Origin of the sequence: Streptomyces sp. NPDC057900, from assembly GCF_042887885.1 — a bacterium.
Taxonomy (GTDB): Bacteria; Actinomycetota; Actinomycetes; order Streptomycetales; family Streptomycetaceae; genus Streptomyces.
Map to the genome: position 1 here is coordinate 31259 of NZ_JBHVOI010000013.1, position 20621 is coordinate 51879.

The following is a 20621-nucleotide window of genomic DNA, read 5'->3' on the forward strand; positions in this document are numbered from 1 at the left end:
CAGGAACCGGCCGCGGGTCTTTTGCTACCTGCGTTCGACCTTTATAGTCAGAATGACTATTAAGGAGATGGGTGTGAGTCTCGCGGACGTCCTCGACCCCCTGCGGCAGCCCCTGGTGACGGTCCTGGGCACCCCGGTCAGCTGGACCGAGGTGCTGGGCTTCGGCAGCGGGGCGCTGTGCGTCTGGCTCGTGGCCCGCCAGCACCTCGCCAACTGGCCGGTCGGCATCGCCAACAACGTCTTCTTCGTCCTGCTGTTCGCCCAGTCCGGCCTGTACGCCGACGCCGGGCTCCAGTTCGTCTTCATCGCCCTTGCCGCGTACGGCTGGTGGACCTGGACCCACGGGGGTGGATCAGGGCCGGACAGCCTGCCGGTGCGGAACACCACCCGCGCCGAATGGGGCCTGCTACTCGCGGCGGGGGTGGTGGGGACCCTCGCGCTGACCGTCCTGCTGGACCGGGCCACCGACTCCACGGTGCCCTTCTGGGACGCCCTGACGACGGCGCTGTCGCTGGCGGCGACGTACGGGCAGTGCCGGAAGCTCGTCGAGTCGTGGTGGCTGTGGATCGCCGCCGACGTGGTGTACATCCCGCTCTACGCGTACAAGGAGCTCTACCTCACCTCGCTGCTGTACGTCGGTTTCCTGACGCTGTGCCTGTTCGGCCTGCGCAACTGGCGGCGCGGTCTCACCGTCCGGCAGCGGGAGTTCACGGAGGCCCCGGCATGAAACGCTTCGCGCACGGCCTGGTGCTCGGCAAGTTCTACCCGCCGCACGCCGGTCACCACCATCTCGTCCGCACCGCGCAGGACCGCTGCGAGCGGGTGACCGTGCTGGTCTGCGCCGCCTCGGTGGAATCCGTCCCGCTCGCGGACCGGGTCGCCTGGATGCGCGAGGTGCACCCGGAGGTGACGGTGGTCGGCGCCGTCGACGACACCCGGATGGATCTCCACGACCCGGCGGTCTGGGACGCCCACATGGCGGTCTTCACCGCGGCCGTGCCCGAGCGGGTGGACGCCGTCTTCACCTCGGAGTCGTACGGGGACGAGCTCGCCCGCCGCTTCGGCGCGGAACCCGTCGCCGTCGACCCGGACCGCACGGTCTTCCCGGTCTCCGGCACCGCCGTGCGCGCGGACCCGGCGGGCTACTGGGACTTCCTCGAACCGCCGGTCCGGGCCGCGCTGGCCCGCCGGGTCGTCGTCCTGGGTGCCGAGTCCACCGGCACCACCACCCTCGCCCGCGCGCTGGCCGCCCAGTACCGCAGGCGCGGCGGCGTCTGGGCGCTCACCGGATACGTCGCCGAGTACGGGCGCGAGTTCAGCGAACAGAAGCTGGCCGAGCTGCGCGCCCGCCGGCCCCGCGCCCAGTGGGAGGACGTCACCTTCACGACCGACGACTTCCCGCTGATAGCCGAGGCCCAGAACGCCCGCGAGGAGGCGGCCGCCCGCACCGGATCGCCGGTGCTCGTCTGCGACACCGACTCCTTCGCCACCACGGTCTGGCACGAGCGGTACGTCGGCGGCCGCAACCCGCTCGTCGAGCGCACGGCCGACCGGGCAGCCCATCACCTGTGGCTGCTGACCGACCACGAGGGCGTCGCCTTCGAGGACGACGGGCTGCGCGACGGCGAGGAGCTGCGGCCCTGGATGACCGACCGTTTCCGATCCGAACTCATCCGGACAGGAAGGAACTTCATCGAAGTATCCGGAAGCCGCCAGCAGCGCCTGGCCACAGCCGTCGAGGCGGTCGACGCCCTGCTGGCCAGGGGCTGGCACTTCGCCGACCCCCTTCCGGAGCGGCGATGAGCAACGCCGCACCCGAGGGCTACGACCCGCACGCCTTCGAACCGTTCGCCGTCACCGTCGACCTGGCCGTCTTCACGGTCCGCGAGACCCGGCTGCACGTCCTGCTCGTCGAGCGGGGCGAGGACCCGTACAAGGGCCGGTGGGCGCTGCCCGGCGGCTTCGTCCTGCCCCGCGAGTCCGCCGAGGACGCGGCCCGCCGGGAGCTGGCGGAGGAGACCGGGCTGAGCGACGACACCGTCTCGGCCCTCCACCTGGAACAGCTCGCGACGTACAGCGACCCGGACCGCGATCCGAGGATGCGCGTGGTCTCCGTCGCCTACGCCGCGCTCGTACCCGATCTGCCCGAACCACGCGGCGGCGGCGACGCGGCCAGCGCCGGATGGTGGGACGCCGGACAGCTCGGCGCGCTCGCCTTCGACCACGACCGCATCCTCGCCGACGCACAGATCAGGATCGGCGCCAAACTCGAATACACCTGCCTGGCCACCGCGTTCTGCCCGCCCGAATTCACCCTGGGAGAGCTCCAGCAGGTGTACGAGACGGTCTGGGGCGTCGAGCTGGACCGGCCCAACTTCAGGCGCAAGGTCCTCACCACGCCCGGCTTCGTCCAGGCGGCACAGGGGTCACCGCGCCGAACCGGCGGACGGGGAAAGCCGGCCGCCCTCTACCGGGCGGGCGCCGCGACCGCCCTGCACCCCCCACTGCTGCGACCGGAAGGAAGAAGCACGTGATCGTGACCAGGATCATCACCAAACAGGCCGCCACCGGCGCGCTGACCGGGCTCGCGCTCGGCGACGCGCTGGGCTTCCCGACCGAGTTCAACAACGTCCCCTCGATCCTCGCCAAGTGCGGGCCGTGGCGCCAGATGCGGCTGCCGAACCCCGCGGTCGTCAGCGACGACACCCAGATGACCCTCGCCCTCGGCCGCGGCATCCGTACCGCCATGGACCGCGGACTGCTCACCCCGCTGCGCCTCGCGCGGCCGGTGCGCGACGAGTTCGTCGACTGGTACCACTCGCCCGACAACAACCGCGCCCCCGGCCGCACCTGCATGACCGCCTGCCGGATGCTCGACAGCGAACGTGTCTGGCAGGAGGCCAGCCAGACCGGCTCCAAGGGCTGCGGCGCCAACATGCGGGTCGCCCCCATCGGACTCGTACCCGGACTCAGCGACGAACAGCGCGCCGGTGCCGCCCAGTTGCAGGCGGCCCTCACCCACGGACACCCCACCGCGCTCGCCGCCTCCGACCTGATGGCCCGCGCGGTGTACCTGCTGGCGCAGGGCGCGGACCCGGTGGGGCTGATCGGACAGCTGCGCAGCTACGCGTACGAGAACAGCGGCACCTACCTCACCCGCTGGCTCGGGGACCTCTGGCGCTACGCCGGGGACTCCTCGCCCGAGCTCTACATCCAGCGGGGCTGGGAGGAGTGCCTCACCGCACTGGAGCGCGTCCAGGACGCGCTGCGCGACCCGTCCCCGGAGACCGACCCCTGCGAGGCGACCGGCGACGGCTGGATCGCCGAGGAAGCCCTGGCCACGGCCCTGCACTGCTTCCTGCTCTTCCCCGGCGAACCGGTCACCGCCCTGCGCCGGGCCGCCTGCACCCGGGGCGACTCGGACTCGCTCGGCTGCCTGACCGGCGCGCTCGCCGGGGCGCACCTGGGCTCCAGTGCCTGGCCCAAGGAGTGGTCGGAGCGGATCGAGTACCGGAGCGACCTGCTGTCCCTGGGGGCGCTCTGGGACTCTTGAGCCATGCGTACGGACATGATGTGTCTCAAGGAAGCCGGGCTGCCGGTCACAGACCTCGGCCCGGTCGTCGCCGGGGAACGCAACCCGCTGCTGTTCGCCACGGTCTCCGGGGCGCATCTGTACGGGTTTCCCTCCAAGGACTCGGATGTGGACCTGCGGGGGGTCCACCTCCTGCCCGCGGCCGATCTCCTCGGCCTGCGCGAGCCCGAGGAGACCCGATCGCGGATGTGGGACCAGGACGGCGTGGAGATGGATCTGGTCACCCATGACCTGCGCAAATTCGTCCGGCTGATGCTGAAGCCGAACGGTTACGTTCTGGAGCAGCTGCTCTCCCCGCTGGTCGTGCACACCAGCGCGGCCCACGCGGAGCTGGTGGCTCTCGCCCCGGCAGTTCTCACCCGTAACCACGCGCACCACTACCGGGGATTCGCCAACACCCAGTGGCGGCTCTTCGAGAGAACCAGTGAGCTCAAACCGCTGCTCTACACCTTCCGGGCGCTGCTCACCGGCATCCATCTGATGCGCAGCGGTGAGGTGCTGGCCCATTTGCCTACGCTGCTGGACCGGGTGGCCGCGCCGGCCGCCCTGCCCGGCCTGATCGCGGCCAAGGCCGAGGCCGAGCACGGGGGAGCGGAGGGCGTGGACCGGGCGGAGGCGGCGCGGGACGTCGAGTCGCTGCACCAGGTGCTCGACGCGGCGCAGGAGGGCACGGCCCTTCCGGACGCGCCAGGCGGGTTCGACGCGCTGCACGAGCTGGTGGTGCGGGCGCGGCTCGACACGGCGTCAGCCGGCTGAACCCTCCCAGGCCAGTGCCGACGCCCGCCGGGCGCGGATCAGGAAGTCCTCGATCCGCGCCCGGTCCGGCTCGGCCGGCAGCGGGGAGGCGGTGGCCGCCGCGTCGTTCTCCTCGGCCAGCCGCGCCATGCGCCGCTCCACCTCCGGCCAGGGCACCTCGCCCCGCTTGACGGCGAGCAGTCCCTCGCGGGCCGCGCCCACCTCGATCGTGAGCTCGCCCGTACGCAGCAGGTCACGGCCGCTCGTCAGCAGCCGCAGCAGATGCATGGCGTGCTTCCAGCGCGGCGCCCCGTGCAGGCGTACGTCCGCCTCCAGCTTCTTGCGCTGGCCCAGCGCGTAGCGGACGAAGGTTCCGTGGGCCTGCCGGGACAGGAACGCGCCGCGCAGCGAGAGGAGCTCGCGGCCGGTCGCGTCGGTCCGCTCCACCAGCGGCGAGTGCAGGCACTCCAGCACATTGGGGTTGGCCCGCAGCGCCAGTTCGCAGAAGCGTTCCAGCTCCCAGGAGAACTGTTCGTCGGCCGGTCCCTCGACATGGGCCGGCGGCTTGTCGAACCGCCAGAACAACGGGGTCGGTGCGAGGTAGACCCCCCGCAGGTCGGTGTCGCTGCCGTCCGTGGCCAGCCCGAAGGCGCGCGAGCCCATCACACAGGAGTAGACGGTGTGGTCGCGCACCAGCGCCTCGCCGGACGGAGTGATCATGCCGGGAGGGTACGCGAGAGCCCGGCGCCGCCGCCGGGGAATTCGGCGCCACCGACGCGTCTCACGGACAGGGCGGACCGGCGCGGGACCCCGCCACCCCTCTACGCTGAAACAGCCGGAACACAGGCGGCGAACACAAGCAGCACGAAGCGGTACGGATAAGCAAGGAGCACGACGTGGCGGTACGAGCGGTCCGAGGAGCCGTCCAGCTGGAGCGGGACGAGGCCGGGCACATGGGCGAGCAGGTCGGCGCTCTCCTGACAGCCGTCCTGGAGCGCAACAGCCTCGTCCCGGACGACCTGATCAGCATCTGGTTCACGGCCACCACCGACCTGCACAGCGACTTCCCGGCCGCCGCGGCGCGCGGGATCGGTATCGTCGACGTACCGCTGATCTGCGCCCAGGAGCTGGACATCGAGGGATCGATGCCCCGAGTGGTCCGGATCCTCGTCCACATCGAGACCTATCTCCCCAAGTCCGAGATCGCCCACGTCTATTTCGGCGCCACCGCCGCCCTGCGCAAGGACATCGCCCAGTGAGAAACGCCGTCGTCATCGGAACAGGCCTCGTCGGCACCTCCGCGGCCCTCGCCCTCGCCGGCCGGGGCATCACGGTGCACCTCGTCGACCACGACCCGGAGTCGGCCCGGACGGCGGCCGCGCTCGGCGCGGGCACCGACGAGGCGCCGGACGGCCCGGTCGACCTGGCGATCGTCGCCGTACCGCCGGCCCACACCGCGGCCGTGCTCGCCACCGCCATGCGCGAGGGCGTCGCCCGCGGCTACCTCGACGTGGCCAGCGTCAAGGGCGGCCCGCGCCGCGAGCTGGAGGCGCTCGGCGTCGATCTCGCCCCGTACATCGGCACGCACCCGATGGCCGGCAAGGAGCGCTCCGGTCCGCTCGCCGGTACCGCGGACCTCTTCGAGGGCCGCCCCTGGGTGCTCACGCCGACCCGCGACACCGACACCGAGGTCCTCAACCTCGCCCTGGAGCTGGTCGCGCTCTGCCGGGCCGTGCCGGTCGTCATGGACGCCGACGCCCACGACCGGGCCGTCGCGCTCGTCTCCCACACCCCGCAGCTGATCTCCTCGATGGTCGCCGCCCGGCTGGAGGAGGCCGACGAGACCGCGGTACGCCTGTGCGGGCAGGGCATCCGGGACGTCACCAGGATCGCCGCGTCCGACCCCCGGATGTGGGTGGACATCCTCTCCGCCAACCCCGGACCGGTCGCCGACGTCCTCGCCGGGGTCGCCGCCGACCTGGAGGAGACCGTCACCGCGCTGCGCGGGCTGCAGTCCGCCGACGAGGACAAGCGCCGCGCGGGCACGGAGGGCATCCAGGACGTGCTGCGCCGGGGCAACGCCGGCCGGGTCAGGGTGCCCGGCAAGCACGGCGCGGCCCCCGCCTCCTACGAGATCGTGGCCGTCCTGATCAGCGACCGGCCCGGCGAGCTGGCCGGGATCTTCGCGGACGCGGGCCGGGCCGGGGTCAACGTCGAGGACGTACGCATCGAGCACGCCACCGGCCAGCAGGCGGGCCTCGTACAGCTCATGGTCGAACCGAGCGCCGCCCCCGGCCTCAGCGCCGCACTGCGCGAGCGCGGCTGGTCGATCCGCCAGTAGCCCGAGGGCCTGTCGTCGAACTGCCGTCGCCGCCCGGCGGCCCTTCGGGCGACGACGGCAGTTCGACGACAGGCCCTTGGGGCACCCGGCCGGGAGCCAGTTGTCCACAGGGGTGGTCGGGCCCGCTCCGACACTCGGTAACCTTGTGCGGGGCGGGTTCGCGCGTCCCGTCCCGCCCACCCCGTGTACCAGGAAGGTGTCCACCACCGTGGAAACCGTAAGCGCCGCCGCCCGGACCGCCCCGGCCGCAGTGATCGTCGCCATCGACGGGCCCTCCGGCACCGGCAAGTCCAGCACGTCCAAGGCCGTCGCCGCCCAGCTCGGCCTGAGCTATCTGGACACCGGTGCCCAGTACCGGGCGATCACCTGGTGGATGCTGAACAACGGCATCGACGTGCACGACGCGCTGGAGGTGGCCACCGCGGCCGCCAAGCCCGTCATCGTCTCCGGCACCGACCCCGCCGGCCCGACGATCACCGTCGACGGCGAGGACGCCTCCGGCCCGATCCGCACCCAGGAGGTCACCTCCAAGGTCAGCGCCGTCAGCGCCGTCCCCGAGGTGCGCACCCTGATCACCGAGTTGCAGCGCACCATCGCCCGGGGCGCGGAGAAGGGCATCGTGGTCGAGGGCCGGGACATCGGCACGACCGTGCTGCCCGACGCCGACATCAAGATCTTCCTGACCGCTTCACCGGAGGCGCGCGCCGCCCGTCGCAGCGGAGAGGTGCAGGGCTCCGATCTCGCCGCCACCAAGGAGGCGCTGATCAAGCGGGACGCCGCCGACTCCGGACGCAAGACGTCTCCGCTCGCCAAGGCGGCCGACGCCGTGGAGGTGGACACCACGGAGCTGACCCTCAAGCAGGTCATCGAGTGCGTCGTCACCCTCGTCGGGGAGAAGCAGGCGGCGAAGTGAGCCCAGCCGCGGGCGCGCCCACGCTGCGCGGAGCGGCGGTCGGGCGCTCCATCGGGATCGGGCTGATGTACGGGCTGTTCAGGCCCCGTGTGCTCGGCGCGTGGCGGGTCCCCGCCTCCGGACCCGTCATACTCGCGGTGAACCATTCGCACAACGTCGACGGTCCGATGCTGATGGGCACCGCGCCCAGGCCCGTCCACTTCCTGATCAAGAAAGAGGCGTTCGTCGGCCCCCTGGACCCGTTCCTGCGCGGAATCGGTCAGCTCAAGGTGGACCGTACGACCGCCGACCGCACCGCCATCACCCACGCCCTCGGCGTGCTGGGGGACGGCGGGGTGCTCGGGATCTTCCCCGAGGGCACCAGGGGCGAAGGAGACTTCGCCTCGCTGCGCGCCGGGCTCGCGTACTTCGCGGTACGCAGCGGGGCGCCGATCGTGCCCGTGGCCGTACTGGGAAGCACCGAGCGCCGCGGACGGTTGATATCGGCACTGCCGCCGCTGCGCAGCCGCGTCGATGTCGTCTTCGGCGAGGCGTTTGACGCGGGCGACAAGAGCGGCCGGCGCACCCGCAAGGCGCTGGACGAGGCGACGGTGCGGATCCAGGGCCGGCTGACCGGCCACCTGGAGCAGGCCAGACGCCTCACCGGGCGCACTGGGTAAGACTTGAGTAGTGGACCGCGTGCTGCGTGGTCCATCGATGATGATGCAAAGAGGAACGGACTTCATGAACGACCAGATTCACTCCGGCGGCTCGGACCACGAGCACGGAGCGCTTGGCGATGCCGAGTACGCGGAGTTCATGGAGCTCGCCGCGCAGGAGGGGTTCGACCCCGAGGACGTCGAGGGCGCGATCGGTGAGGCCGGTCACGGACCGCTCCCGGTGCTCGCCGTCGTCGGCCGCCCCAACGTCGGCAAGTCGACGCTGGTGAACCGGATCATCGGCCGTCGTGAGGCCGTCGTCCAGGACAAGCCCGGCGTCACCCGTGACCGCGTCAGCTACGAGGCCGAATGGGCGGGCCGCCGCTTCAAGGTCGTCGACACCGGCGGCTGGGAGCAGGACGTGCTGGGGCTCGACGCCTCCGTCGCCGCCCAGGCCGAGTACGCCATCGAGACGGCCGACGCGGTCGTCTTCGTGGTCGACTCCACCGTCGGCGCCACCGACACCGACGAGGCCGTCGTCAAGCTGCTGCGCCGGGCCAAGAAGCCCGTCGTGCTCTGCGCCAACAAGGTCGACGGACAGAGCGGCGAGGCGGACGCCACCGCGCTCTGGTCGCTCGGCCTCGGTCAGCCGCACCCGGTCTCCTCGCTGCACGGCCGGGGCACCGGCGACATGCTGGACGCGGTCCTGGACGCGCTCCCCGAGGCCCCGGCCCAGACGTTCGGCAACGCGGTCGGCGGACCGCGCCGCATCGCGCTGATCGGCCGCCCCAACGTCGGCAAGTCCTCGCTGCTGAACAAGGTGGCCAACGAGGACCGCGTCGTCGTCAACGAGCTGGCCGGCACCACCCGTGACCCGGTCGACGAGCTGATCACGCTCGGCGGCATCACCTGGAAGTTCATCGACACGGCCGGTATCCGGCGCCGGGTCCACCTCCAGGAGGGCGCGGACTACTACGCCTCGCTGCGTACCGCCGCCGCCGTGGAGAAGGCCGAGGTCGCCGTGATCCTGATCGACTCCAGCGAGTCGATCAGCGTCCAGGACCAGCGCATCGTGACCATGGCCGTCGAGGCCGGGCGCGCGATCGTCGTGGCCTTCAACAAGTGGGACACCCTCGACGAGGAGCGCCGCTACTACCTGGAGCGCGAGATCGAGACGGAGCTCGCGCAGGTCGCGTGGGCCCCGCGGGTCAACGTCTCCGCGCTCACCGGCCGCCACATGGAGAAGCTGGTCCCGGCGATCGAGACCGCGCTGGACGGCTGGGAGACCCGCGTTCCGACGGGCCGGCTGAACGCGTTCCTGGGCGAGATCGTCGCCTCGCACCCGCACCCGATCCGCGGCGGCAAGCAGCCCCGTATCCTCTTCGGCACCCAGGCGGGCACCAAGCCGCCGCGCTTCGTGCTCTTCGCCTCCGGCTTCCTGGAGCACGGCTACCGGCGCTTCGTCGAGCGCCGGCTGCGCGAGGAGTTCGGCTTCGAGGGCACCCCGATCCACATCTCGGTGCGGGTCCGCGAGAAGCGCGGGCGCAACAAGTAGCCGACGGGCGGGCGGCCCGGCCGCGCCGTCGGGCCCCGGACACGACTGAGCCCCGGACACGACTGAGCCCCGGACCACTCGGAGAACGAGCGGTCCGGGGCTCAGTCGTACGCTCAGGCCCCTCGGGAGCCCGGCGGCAGCGCGGCCTGTACCCGCCCGGCGTGCCGCCCCACGCGCTGCCAGGAGCCCAGGCTCCCGGTGGTGTGCGTACCGGGGCTGCCGCTGCCGTGCCCGGCGGCCCCGCCCGTGCCACCGGACGCGCCGCCCGCGCCGCCGTGGCCCGAGTGGCCGTTCAGCGGGGCGCGGGAGCCGAAGAACCCGCTGCCGAAACTCGGGAGCCCCAGGCTCTCCTCCCCGGTCCGGTCACCCGGCAACGCCCTGAACGAACGGCGGTACTCGGAGTACAGCGCGTCGTAGATCGGGGTGCGGGACGGGCCACCCGATGGGTCCTGCGCGGGGCGCATGGCAGGGATCGGGCTCGGACGCTGGTGGGAGGGGTCGTATGAGTGCACGTATGTGCCAACGACCCCACCGCCCGTGAGATGCGGGCGCGCCGGAGAATTCGCTGTCCGCTCCGGGACCCAGGAGTGCCCGGACACGGTCAGGTACCGGCCAGCGGCATCGCCGCGGCGACCAGGATGCCGCCCGCCGAGGCCTTCTCCAGGGCGTCGCGCAGCAGGTCCTCGCGGGGCTGCTGGCCGATCGAGCCGGCCGGGGCCGCGTAGACGAGCACGGTCTGCGACTTGTTGGCCGCGGTCCGCCAGCCCTCGGTCACCTGGAGCGGCGCGTGCGCCTGCCACCAGGCCACCGGGGCGCCACCGCCGGTGCCCGGCTGGAGCACCGCGTGCAGCTGGCCCATGGCGAGCAGGATCGACCAGCCGTGCAGTACCTCGGGGACCTGACCCATCTGCTGGACCGGGTGGAAACCCTGCTCCAGCAGCAGCTGCAGGAACTCGTCGCCGCCGCTGCCGTCCGTGCCGGGCCTGGCGATCGCCCCGGTCGGCTCGACGACCAGGGCCGGGTGGAGTTCGTCGTCGATCAGGACGAGGCCGCTGGTGATCCCCAGCACGGCCTGCTCGGGGCCCGGGTTCGGCCCGTCCTGGGCCTCCTGCTCGCTCCCGGTGATGCTGCGCACGGCGCCCTGCAGCTGCTCCTCGGCCACCTGGACGACCTGGGAGGGGATGCAGGTCGCGTGGGCGAAGGCGAGGACCGCCGTCTCGTCACCGACGAACAGCACCGTGCTGGTGCGTTCCTGTTCCGAGTCGCCTGGGGTGCGGCAGGAGGTGCAGTCGTAACTGCCGGGGGCGTTGTCGCCGACGAGCAGCCGGTCGGCTTCGGCGTCGCCGATCTCGGCGCGTACGTCCTCGCTGACGTCGAGCATGCGCGGCACGGGTGGCTCCTCGAACTCGGTACGTGCGCCGGGCGGTTCCCGGCTCATGAAGAAGACAACGGGTGAGTCGCTGCCGGGGTCACGCGAGAAGGCGAACGGAATCGAACCGGAGATCCGGCCGGTCGGTGATACGCCGACAAGTCGGGAAATCGTGGCGCTCGATCGTGGCCGTGGCCCGGACCGGACGGCGCCAGGGCCCTGCGGGAGCCCCGCCCGTGCCGTCCCGGGGTGCCGGTGGCCGGGGCGGCCGCGCCGACGTCGGAAAGCGGGGTGATTCGGGCCGTCTGCTATACGGCGGAACGGTGCTGCCGCACCCGGTGCGATGGTGTGGATATTGTGAGCATGAGATAAGGGTGCGATAAGGAAGGATGAATTCCTGACGGGTCTCTCGATTACGGGAGGTTATTCAGCAGGGAAAGCGAGGCCGTCCGGCAGTGGAAATCCAGCCCGTTTCTCCTTCCTCTCGGCTGATCGTTTTCCGGCCTGTGTGATTACTGTGCGTCCAGTTCCGAATCGTGCGATCGGGTGACGGAGCACGGCCGGAACGTGTGTGGTGATCCTGTGACACAAGCGTGACCGGTGAGGGACGTGAGGATGCGGTGCGACCGGCCCGCGCCCCGGCTTCCGTCGCTGTCCCGGGCCGCCTACGGTGAGAGGCATGGCACCCATACCGACCCCTTCCGCCCAGCCCGACGACACACCCGGCGCGTATGTCGGCCTCGGCGCCGAGGCCGCAGAACGCAGGGCCCGGGAGCGTGGCTGGACCACGGTCAGAGCTCTGCCGCCGGGCACCGTCATCACGATGGAGTTCCTGGGCGGTCGCATCAACTTCGAGGTCGACGGCGGCGTCGTGAAGCGCTGCTGGGTCGGCTGAGCACCCTTACGGCCCCCTGCGGCCCCGTACGCATGGCTGAAGGCCCCGACCGGAGTCGGGGCCTTCAGTGGTGCCGGAGCCTTCACCCGTGCGGGGGGAGTCCGTCCGCGCGTACCGGTCAGCCGCCCGCCACCGGCCGGGCCGGGGTCGTGCCGCCGCGCGGTGTGCGGTCCGCGTGCGGGGGCCTGCGGCTGCCCGCCGGGGTGACCGGCGTGCGCTCCGAGCGGGCCGGGTGGCCCTGGTGCGCGGGGGGTGTGGTGTGGGCGCGGGTGCGGCCGCCGGCGGCCGTCGTGACCACCACCGCCGCCGGGCGGCTGCCCGTGGCGACCGGCGTGCGGGCCGCCTGGCCCTGTGCAGAGGCCGCGTCCTGTGCCGCGTCCGCCGTGTCCTGCGCCGAGGACGCGGCCGGCTGTCCGGCCGGAACCGGCTGGGGGTCGCCCGCCGCGACGGGCGGGGCCGGTACGAGCCTGCTGCGGGCGCTGAGCCGCTCCCGGGCCGCGAAGATCCAGTTCTCCGCCCGGGTGATCATCGGCTCGCACCACGGCAGGCCGAGCAGGATCAGCAGACCGGCCGCCCAGCCGAGCACCACGTCGCTGAGCCAGTGCGTACCGAGGTAGACGGTCGTCAGGCCGACGCCGAGCGACACGACCGCGGACATCGCGGAGAGATAGCGCCTGGCCCTCGGGGTGGCGGCCAGATAGGCGAGGATTCCCCAGGTCACGACCGCGTTGGCGGTGTGCCCGGACGGAAATATATCGCCGCCGGCGAAGAGCTCGGCCGATCCGATCTGGGTCGCGTAGTGCGGGCCGAGCCGGCCGAGGCCGTACTTGACCGCTCCCACCGTCGCGTTGAGCAGCAGCAGTGAGGCGCCCAGCGTCAGCAGGGGGCGCAGGGTGTGCTGCCGCCAGGACCGCCAGCCGAGCCAGCAGGCGACCATGACGGCGGTGGGGCCGCGCTGACCGAGTACGACGTAGTAGTCGAGGAAGGCATGGATCTCGGGCCACTGCTGGTAGGGCCGGAAGAGCATGACCTTCCAGTCCAGGGTCACCAGCCAGGACGACATGAGCACGGCAATGACGATGGCGAGATAGAACGCCAACGTCCCGCCGAAGAGAGCGATGCGGTGACGGCTCATCCGCGGTGTCTCTATCTTCGGCGGTTCCGGCTCCCGGTCCAGGCGGGCGAAGATGTCGGTACGCACCCAATCGACGTTACAGCGAGTGAGTGGGTGACCTGGTCGATCCGGCCGCTTTGTGATGACGATGTGATGTGGACTATGTCTCAGTGTGGCCGGTTTTTCTGACCCTCCGGAGAATCCGGTATTCCTTCTGTTCTATTACTTCGGCACTCGCGGCAGACGGGTTTTTGGATATTGGCGTAAAAGCGCACGGGATATCGAAGTGCATTCACCGGGAGTCCTGGAGAGACCGAACGGACGGTACCGGTCCGGTTACTCGACGCCTTCATCCGTCGTCCGGCAAGCGCTCCGCACCCGCCCCCCCGGCCCGGCCCGCGCGCCGCCGGACAGCCGGTCCGCGCAGGTCGGGAGGGGTCTGTCGGCCGGCCGGTGAGGCCGCGGGGAGTGGCGTACACCACAGGCGGGGGCCGTCGGCGGTATGAGATGGGCCACGTGTAGCCCTGCCGAACTCGCGTACGCTGACGCATCACTCGCCCGTCGATGCCGGGCCCGGAGGGACAAGCGGACGCCGAATCCCCGGGGGGCCTGCCGAGCGCGAGGGACCTTCTGGGAGGTAGATGCATGTCCGGGACGACCACAGCCCGAGCCCGTCTGCGCGCAGCCGCCGACGGTGCCAACCGATGGGTCGTCCTGGTCGTCCTCTGTCTCAGCCTGCTGCTCGTGGCGCTCGACGCGACGGTGCTGCATGTCGCCGTCCCGGCCGTCACCGAGGACCTGCGGCCCAGCGCCGTCGGCCTGCTCTGGATCGTGGACGCGTATCCGCTGGTCTGCGCCTCCCTGCTGATCCTCTTCGGCACCCTCGGGGACAAGGTCGGGCGGCGGCGTGTCCTTCTGCTCGGCTACGCCCTCTTCGGGATCGCCTCCGCCGTCGCGGCGGTGGCCGACAGCGCGGGCGTGCTCATCGCGGCGCGGGCCCTGCTCGGCGTCGGCGGCGCGATGATCATGCCGGCCACGCTGTCGATCCTCCGCCAGGTCTTTCCCGACCGGCGCGAGCGGGCCGTGGCGATCGGCGTGTGGTCGGCGGTCGCCGCGGTCGGCGCCGCCACCGGACCGGTCATCGGCGGGTTCCTCGTCGAGCACTTCTGGTGGGGATCGGTCTTCCTGATCAACATCCCGCTGATGGCGCTGCTCCTCCCGGTCGGCCGGCTGCTGCTCCCGGAGTCCCGGGGCAGCGACGACGGCCCCTGGGACGTGCTCGGCGCGCTGATGGCCGCGGCCGGTGTGCTCGGAGTGGTGCTGGGCGTCAAGCGGGCGGGCACCGGCGAGGGCGTCCTCGGACCGGCCACGCTCGTCCCCCTGCTCATCGGGGCCGCGCTGCTCGTCGCGTTCGTCCGGCGTCAGAAGCGGCGCACGCATCCCCTGATCGACATGGGGATGTTCGCCAGGCCGGCCTTCTCCACCGCCGTGGGCTGCATCGTCCTCGCCATGCTGGCCCTGGTCGGCCTGGAGCTGATCGCCGTCCAGTACCTCCAGCTCGTCCTCGGGCTCAGCCCGCTGGAGACCGGCCTGCGGCTGCTGCCGCTCACCTTCGCCGCGATGGCGGCGGGCGCCACCGGCTCGTACACCCTGCGCAGGGTCGGGCCCCGCCGGATGGTCGGTCTGGGCTTCGTCCTGACGGCCGTCGCGGTGCTCATGCTGACCGTGATGGGGCAGCACGACCGGCCCGGCCTGCTCACGGTGTCCTTCGTCGTCCTCGGCTTCGGCCTCCAGTCCACGCTCTTCGGCGCGTACGAGTCGATGCTCAGCGAGGCCCCCGCGGACCGGGCCGGCGGGGCGGCCGCGATCGGTGAGACCTCGTACCAGCTGGGCGCGGGCATGGGGATCGCGCTGCTCGGCAGCGTCATGAACGCCGCGTACACCCCGGGCCTGGCGCGGCTCCCCGACGCGGGCGTCCCGGCCTCCGCCGGTGCCGCCGCCTCCCACTCGCTCGGCGAGGCCTACCAGGTGGCCGCGCGACTCGGGGGTCCGCTCGGCGGGGTACTGCGCTCCACGGCCCGGCACGCCTTCATCCACGGACTGCACATCACGCTCCTGGTCAGCGCCGCCCTGCTGCTGCTCGGCGCCCTCGCCGCGCTCCGGCTGCCCAGGGCGATGGAGTGCCCGCCGCCGCTCCGCGAACCCGCCGAAGCCCCGGACGCCCGCCGGGCCGCCGAGCCCGGCGAGGCCGGTGACTCCCGCGGCCACCGGGGCCACGAAGCGCCGGCGGCGGACCGGCCGGGGGCCCTGCTCCCGCTGCCCGGCGCGCGGCGCGCGGCGGAGGCGACCGGCTCTGGACGCACGGCACGCTGAGCCGTACCGTCGGCACGACGCCCGTAACTAACACTGCTAGGGCCTGTCGTCAGACTGCCGTCTGCCGGGCGACGGGGCCTGGGGCCGGCACACCGAGAGCACGCACCTGACGCCGCCCGGCCGCCCTCCGGGCCACGACGGCAGTCTGACGACAGGCCCTGGTTTCCGGTGCCGGGCCGTACCGTCGGCACGACGCCGTAACCCACTCCGCTGGTTTCCGGTGTCCCGTACCGACCTCTCCGTACCGTTGCGAGCAGCCGGAGGCACACCCTCATGTCCACCGCTCCGTCCTCGAAGCTCCCGCCCTTCGACCCCCGCGACCCCATCGGCATCGACGACCTCCTGAGCCCGGAGGACCTGGCGATCCGCGACACCGTCCGGGCCTGGGCCGCCGACCGCGTCCTGCCGCACATCGCGCAGTGGTACGAGGACGGCGAACTGCCCGGCATCCGCGAGCTGGCCCGCGAACTCGGCTCGCTCGGCGCCCTCGGCATGTCCCTGGAGGGCTACGGCTGCGCGGGCGCCACCGCCGTCCAGTACGGGCTGGCCTGCCTGGAGCTCGAAGCGGCCGACTCCGGCATCCGCTCGCTCGTCTCCGTACAGGGCTCCCTCGCCATGTACGCCATCCACCGCTTCGGCTCCGAGGAGCAGAAGCAGCGGTGGCTGCCGGGCATGGCGGCAGGCGAGATCATCGGCTGCTTCGGCCTGACCGAGCCCGACCACGGCTCCGACCCGGCCGGCATGCGCACCCACGCCAAGCGCGACGGCGAGGACTGGGTGCTGAGCGGCCGCAAGATGTGGATCACCAATGGCTCGGTCGCCGGGGTCGCCGTCGTCTGGGCGCAGACCGACGACGGCGCCGCCGGCACCGGCATCCGGGGATTCCTGGTGCCCACCGACGCGCCCGGCTTCTCCGCGCCCGAGATCAAGCACAAGTGGTCCCTGCGCGCCTCGGTCACCAGCGAGCTGATCCTCGACGGGGTACGGCTGCCCGCCGACGCGGTGCTGCCCGGAGCCACCGGTCTGCGCGGACCGCTCAGCTGCCTCAGCCATGCCCGCTACGGCATCGTCTGGGGAGCCATGGGCGCCGCACGGGCCGGCTTCGAGGCGGCCGTCGACTACGCCAGGACCCGTGAGCAGTTCGGCAAGCCGATCGGCGGCTTCCAGCTCACCCAGGCCAAGCTCGCGGACATGGCCGTCGAGCTGCACAAGGGCATCCTGCTCGCCCACCACCTGGGCCGCCGGATGGACGCGGGCAGGCTCCGCCCGGAACAGGTCAGCTTCGGCAAGCTGAACAACGTGCGGGAGGCCATCGAGATCTGCCGCACCTCGCGCACGATCCTCGGCGCCAACGGGATCTCACTGGAGTACCCGGTGATGCGGCACGCGACGAATCTGGAATCGGTGCTCACCTACGAGGGAACCGTGGAGATGCACCAGCTGGTGCTGGGCAAGGCGCTCACCGGTCTCGACGCGTTCCGGTGAGCACCCTGCTCAGCTCTGGTTGAAGAAGCCGTCGGCCGGCCGGCCGGCGGCTTCGCCGTTGACGACATCGGTGTCGGCGGGGGTCAGCAGGAAGACCCGGGTGGCCACGCGGTCGATAGACCCGCGCAGTCCGAAGATCAGCCCTGCGGCGAAGTCCACGACGCGCTTGGCGTCGGCGGAGTCCATGGAAGTGAGGTTCATGATCACCGGGACGCCGTCCCGGAAGAGCTCACCGATGCTCCGGGCGTCCCGGAAGCTGTCCGGGGTCACGGTGGCGATCCGGCGGCCCGTCTCCTCGGCCGTCTCCGACGCCACCCGCACCCGCGGATCGGTCACCCAGGCCTGTCCGGTCCCGGTCCGTGCACCCTCGGAGTACTCGTCGTCGTCGTAGTACCGCTCGTCGTTGTCCTCTACGAGGCCCAGCCAGGCACTCGCCTTGCGCACCGATCCCATGGACGCCTCCTCTCACCGCGGTTCCTTGGCGTTCCGCATCTCTTTCGTATCCCTATGGTCGTCCATGATGCGGATCGTGCGCCAAGGGGATAGGCGGCGCGCAGGCCATTCGTGACGGTACTGGTGCAGAGGATGTGGCGATTCGTCAAGGTTCCTCCTGCTAAAGGACCCTGGAGAAAGAAAATATGATGCTCCGGGCCGTACGGGTGACATGGGGGACGTACGGGTGAACGGAGCGCTCGATACGATGCACGGCGCGCCCTCGCCCGAGCGCGGCGCACAGCTGAACGAGACCCGGGGGATCGTCGTGTTCGGAATAGTCAGGCCCTGCGTCCACCGATTGCCGGATGGGCTCAGGGCCGAGTGGATGGCTCATCTCTGCGGGCTCTGTCTGGCACTTCGGTCCGATCACGGACAGTTCGCCCGGATTGTCACGAACTATGACGGCCTGATCGTCTCGGTCCTGACGGAGGCTCAGACCGAACGCACCCCCGCACAGCGCCGCACGGCGGGCCCCTGCCCGCTGCGCGCCATGCGGACCGCCCCGGTCGCACGGGGCGAGGGGGCCAGGCTGGCGGCTGCCGTCTCGCTGGTGCTGGCGTCGGCCAAGGTGCGCGACCACGTCGCGGACCGGGACGGGCTGTTGAGGCGGCGCCCGGTGGCGGCGGCGGCGCGCAGAGTGGCGGCGGGCTGGGACCGCGCCGGCGCGCGGACCGGCGCACAGCTCGGCTTCGACACCGCGTTGCTCGTGGACGCCGTCGACCGGCAGACCGGCATCGAGCTGCTCGCGGGCCCCGGCACCCCGCTGCTGACGGTCACCGAGCCCACCGAGACGGCCACCGCGGCCGCCTTCGCGCACACCGCCGTACTCGCCGGCAAGCCGCAGAACGCCGAGCCGCTCGCCGAGGCGGGCCGCCTCTTCGGACGCCTCGCGCATCTGCTGGATGCCGTGGAGGACCAGGAAGCTGACGCCGCGTCGGGTGCCTGGAACCCGCTCACCGCGACCGGCACCTCGCGCGCGGAGGCCCGCCGGCTGTGCGACGACGCGCTGCGCGGCGTACGGCTGGCGCTGCGCGACGCGGAGTTCACCGACGGCAAGCTGGCCCATGTGCTGCTCGCGCACGAACTGCGGCGCTCGGTGGACCGGGCCTTCGCCACGGACGTCTGCTCCCATCGGTCGGGAGGCCTGCTGACCGCGGGGCACACCGGCCCGGACGGAGCCGGTCATCCTTCGGCCGATGGGCCGTCAGGAGGACGCCACACGGCGTCGTTCGGACCGCCGCCGGGCAACCCGTACGCGCCCTCCGGCCCCGGCGCCCCCTTCGGCCCGCCGCAGCCGCCGCCGGAGCCGCCGCGCGACCGGCGGGGGCTCGTCGTGGGGTGCCTGGTGTGGGCCGGAATGGCCTGCACCTGCCAGATGTGCTGCGGCACCTTCGACGATCCGTGGACCCGGCAGCGCCGCGAGGGGCTGTGCAACGACTGCGACTGCGGTGACTGCTGCGACGGCTGCGACTGCTGCAGCAACTGCGGCGACTGCTGTGACGGCTGCGATTGCTGCGACTGCGACTGCGGGTGTGATTGCGGCTGCTGATGTGGCGTCATGGGTGCCGTCCCGGACGGCACCCATGACGGGCCTGATGGTCCGTCACCCGAGATCGGGCGTCACCTGATCTCGGGCGGCGAGATCTGCGAGGTCTCGATCGCCGACTCGTCGATGCCCCACTTCTTCAGGATCCGGTCGTAGGTGCCGTCCGCCTTGAGGGCGCTGACCGCGGCCTGGAACGCGGGCGCCAGCGGAGTGCCCTTCTTGAACGCGAAGCCGACGTCGAGACGCGCGAACTCGTTGAGGAAGCGGACGCCCTCCTGCTGCTTCACCGCGTACCGCAGCCCGTTGATGGTCGACATCACGATGTCGGTCCGCCCCTGCTGGAGGGAGCTCCAGACCGCGGCCAGGTCCGAGTACGTCTTCACGTCGTACGGCTTCTTGCCGGCGTCCGCGCACCGGTGCCGGTTCTCCTCCAGCGTCACCTCGAACGTGGTGCCGGCGGCGGTGCCCACCGTCAGACCGCAGAGCTGGGTGAGATCGGTGACCTTGGCCAGCTTGCTGTCGTCGCGGACCGCGAAGCCCTGGCCGTCGTTGAGGTAGGTGACGAAGTCGATCGTCTTCCGGCGCTCGTCGGTGACCCCGAAGTTTCCGGTGCCCACGTCGTACTTCCCGCTGCCGAGCGCGGGCAGGATCGCCTCGAACGCGGCGACCTCCCGCTTCGGCTTCAGGCCGAGCACCCTGGCGACGGCGTCCGCGAAGTCGATGTCGGTGCCGGCCAGGGTCTTGCCGTCGGCCAGATAGGTGGCTCCGGGCGGGGTGCCGACGCTGGAGGCGATGTTCAGGGTCCCGGCGGAGCGGACGGCGGCCGGCAGCAGGGCGGCCGCGGCCTTGTCCCGCTTCACCCCTGACACGACGTCGGCCGTGGGGATCGCGCTCTCGGCGGCGGGACCGGCCGCGCCGGCGGGGGCGGTCGCCGGATCGCCGGAACCGCACGCGGTGAGAGCCAGCATGGCCGCGGTGATCAGCGCGAAGGCAGCGGTGTGCCGGGTACGGGGCATCAGGGATGGTCTCCAGTTTTCGGCGGCCGGGGACGGGTGCGGGTGCGGTGACCGGCAGGCGCTGCCGCTCACCGCACCTGGGCAGCGCGAGGCAGCCCGCGGCCGGGACGGAGGAAGACGTGCCGAGGCGTCGCAGGGCACGGTGTGGTGATGAGGGGAGGGTGGAGCGCTGTCGCGTGCACGAGGGCACACAGAGGGAAAGGGTTCAGGCGCCGCTCACGGCGCGAGAAAAGCAGGAACGCAGCGGGGTCAGCTCAACAGGAACAGGACCACACGCGACCGAAGTCGATGTGGGAGCGCTTGACCAGCCATTTCTGCGAATGCATGGCCCAAGTGGAACAGGCATCCGGTAGTCCGTCAACTGGCCCTGTGGGTACGGCTCACAGTGTGGACAGGCTTGACATCCCGTCGCGAACAGCGCTTACCTCGGAGGCGGATCGCGCTGAGGGGCCCGGTCCATGCCGTTCCGCGAGCTGTCGCGTTCCCAGCTGCCGTGTTTCCAGCTGTCGTGTTCCGTGCCGAGGGCACGCCCCGTGTTCGATCACCGTATCCAC

Annotated in this window: 20 protein-coding genes; 14 read left to right on the forward strand and 6 right to left on the reverse strand. The window is 71.8% G+C overall.

Going from position 1 to position 20621, the window contains the following annotated elements; translation table 11 throughout:
* Positions 1-73: 73 nt before the first annotated feature.
* From pnuC to ACFVQ0_RS31665, 5 genes are read left to right on the forward strand one after another with little or no spacing between them, the layout of a single operon-like run.
* Positions 74-727 (forward strand): nicotinamide riboside transporter PnuC, encoded by a 654-nt coding sequence (gene pnuC, locus ACFVQ0_RS31645; RefSeq protein ID WP_390092628.1) that lies wholly within the window; start codon positions 74-76, stop codon positions 725-727.
* Positions 724-1803 (forward strand): AAA family ATPase, encoded by a 1080-nt coding sequence (locus ACFVQ0_RS31650; protein WP_390092629.1) that lies wholly within the window; start codon positions 724-726, stop codon positions 1801-1803. The genes pnuC and ACFVQ0_RS31650 overlap by 4 nt, the downstream gene beginning before the upstream one ends.
* Positions 1800-2534 carry an NUDIX domain-containing protein gene (locus tag ACFVQ0_RS31655; RefSeq protein WP_390092630.1) on the forward strand — a complete coding sequence of 245 codons (735 nt, stop codon included), beginning with the start codon at positions 1800-1802 and terminating at the stop codon, positions 2532-2534. The genes ACFVQ0_RS31650 and ACFVQ0_RS31655 overlap by 4 nt, the downstream gene beginning before the upstream one ends.
* On the forward strand, positions 2531-3553 hold the full coding sequence (locus tag ACFVQ0_RS31660; RefSeq protein ID WP_390092631.1) for an ADP-ribosylglycohydrolase family protein: 1023 nt from the start codon (positions 2531-2533) through the stop codon (positions 3551-3553). Before ACFVQ0_RS31655 ends, ACFVQ0_RS31660 begins: the two co-directional genes overlap by 4 nt.
* Positions 3554-3556: 3 nt before the next feature.
* Positions 3557-4348: a DNA polymerase beta superfamily protein gene (locus ACFVQ0_RS31665; protein ID WP_390092632.1), complete on the forward strand. Its 792-nt coding sequence runs from the start codon at positions 3557-3559 to the stop codon at positions 4346-4348.
* Here the strand turns inward: ACFVQ0_RS31665 and ACFVQ0_RS31670 are convergent.
* On the reverse strand, positions 4337-5047 hold the full coding sequence (locus ACFVQ0_RS31670; RefSeq protein WP_390092633.1) for a DNA polymerase beta superfamily protein: 711 nt from the start codon (positions 5045-5047) through the stop codon (positions 4337-4339). The two genes, ACFVQ0_RS31665 and ACFVQ0_RS31670, sit on opposite strands and share 12 nt — an antisense overlap.
* A gap of 176 nt (positions 5048-5223) precedes the next feature.
* Here ACFVQ0_RS31670 and aroH point away from each other — a divergent pair, with 176 nt between their 5' ends.
* The 5 genes from aroH to der all read left to right on the forward strand — a co-directional run bounded on the left by aroH (position 5224) and on the right by der (position 9774).
* Positions 5224-5586 (forward strand): chorismate mutase, encoded by a 363-nt coding sequence (gene aroH, locus ACFVQ0_RS31675; RefSeq protein ID WP_390092634.1) that lies wholly within the window; start codon positions 5224-5226, stop codon positions 5584-5586.
* Positions 5583-6668, forward strand: a complete 1086-nt coding sequence (locus tag ACFVQ0_RS31680) for a prephenate dehydrogenase (RefSeq protein WP_390092635.1) — start codon at positions 5583-5585, stop codon at positions 6666-6668. Before aroH ends, ACFVQ0_RS31680 begins: the two co-directional genes overlap by 4 nt.
* A 196-nt stretch (positions 6669-6864) precedes the next feature.
* Positions 6865-7581, forward strand: a complete 717-nt coding sequence (gene cmk, locus ACFVQ0_RS31685) for a (d)CMP kinase (RefSeq protein WP_390092636.1) — start codon at positions 6865-6867, stop codon at positions 7579-7581.
* Positions 7578-8240, forward strand: a complete 663-nt coding sequence (locus ACFVQ0_RS31690) for a lysophospholipid acyltransferase family protein (protein ID WP_389214353.1) — start codon at positions 7578-7580, stop codon at positions 8238-8240. The genes cmk and ACFVQ0_RS31690 overlap by 4 nt, the downstream gene beginning before the upstream one ends.
* A gap of 64 nt (positions 8241-8304) precedes the next feature.
* Positions 8305-9774 (forward strand): ribosome biogenesis GTPase Der, encoded by a 1470-nt coding sequence (der, locus tag ACFVQ0_RS31695; protein WP_390092637.1) that lies wholly within the window; start codon positions 8305-8307, stop codon positions 9772-9774.
* 113 nt (positions 9775-9887) lie between these two features.
* On the opposite strand, the gene ACFVQ0_RS31700 is transcribed toward der, so the two are convergent.
* Positions 9888-10238 carry a hypothetical protein gene (locus tag ACFVQ0_RS31700; protein ID WP_390092639.1) on the reverse strand — a complete coding sequence of 117 codons (351 nt, stop codon included), beginning with the start codon at positions 10236-10238 and terminating at the stop codon, positions 9888-9890.
* 137 nt (positions 10239-10375) lie between these two features.
* Positions 10376-11164, reverse strand: coding sequence for a hypothetical protein (locus ACFVQ0_RS31705; RefSeq protein ID WP_390092640.1), 789 nt, complete (start codon positions 11162-11164; stop codon positions 10376-10378).
* A 658-nt stretch (positions 11165-11822) separates the two neighbouring features.
* Here ACFVQ0_RS31705 and ACFVQ0_RS31710 point away from each other — a divergent pair.
* Positions 11823-12038, forward strand: a complete 216-nt coding sequence (locus tag ACFVQ0_RS31710) for an I78 family peptidase inhibitor (protein WP_390092641.1) — start codon at positions 11823-11825, stop codon at positions 12036-12038.
* Positions 12039-12156: 118 nt separating this feature from the next.
* Here ACFVQ0_RS31710 and ACFVQ0_RS31715 read toward each other — a convergent pair whose 3' ends face one another.
* Complete coding sequence (locus ACFVQ0_RS31715) at positions 12157-13239, reverse strand: phosphatase PAP2 family protein (protein ID WP_390092642.1); 1083 nt, start codon at positions 13237-13239, stop codon at positions 12157-12159.
* Positions 13240-13797: 558 nt separating this feature from the next.
* Here ACFVQ0_RS31715 and ACFVQ0_RS31720 point away from each other — a divergent pair.
* On the forward strand, positions 13798-15525 hold the full coding sequence (locus ACFVQ0_RS31720) for an MFS transporter (RefSeq protein WP_390092643.1): 1728 nt from the start codon (positions 13798-13800) through the stop codon (positions 15523-15525).
* A 273-nt stretch (positions 15526-15798) separates the two neighbouring features.
* Positions 15799-17010 (forward strand): acyl-CoA dehydrogenase family protein, encoded by a 1212-nt coding sequence (locus ACFVQ0_RS31725; protein ID WP_390092644.1) that lies wholly within the window; start codon positions 15799-15801, stop codon positions 17008-17010.
* 9 nt (positions 17011-17019) lie between these two features.
* Here the strand turns inward: ACFVQ0_RS31725 and ACFVQ0_RS31730 are convergent, their stop codons facing one another.
* Positions 17020-17463 (reverse strand): cell division protein SepF, encoded by a 444-nt coding sequence (locus tag ACFVQ0_RS31730; protein ID WP_390092645.1) that lies wholly within the window; start codon positions 17461-17463, stop codon positions 17020-17022.
* 367 nt (positions 17464-17830) lie between these two features.
* On the opposite strand from ACFVQ0_RS31730, the gene ACFVQ0_RS31735 reads away from it, so the two are divergent.
* On the forward strand, positions 17831-19054 hold the full coding sequence (locus ACFVQ0_RS31735; protein WP_390092646.1) for a DUF5685 family protein: 1224 nt from the start codon (positions 17831-17833) through the stop codon (positions 19052-19054).
* 71 nt (positions 19055-19125) lie between these two features.
* On the opposite strand, the gene ACFVQ0_RS31740 is transcribed toward ACFVQ0_RS31735, so the two are convergent.
* Positions 19126-20067, reverse strand: coding sequence for an ABC transporter substrate-binding protein (locus ACFVQ0_RS31740; RefSeq protein ID WP_390092647.1), 942 nt, complete (start codon positions 20065-20067; stop codon positions 19126-19128).
* Positions 20068-20621 lie beyond the last annotated feature (554 nt).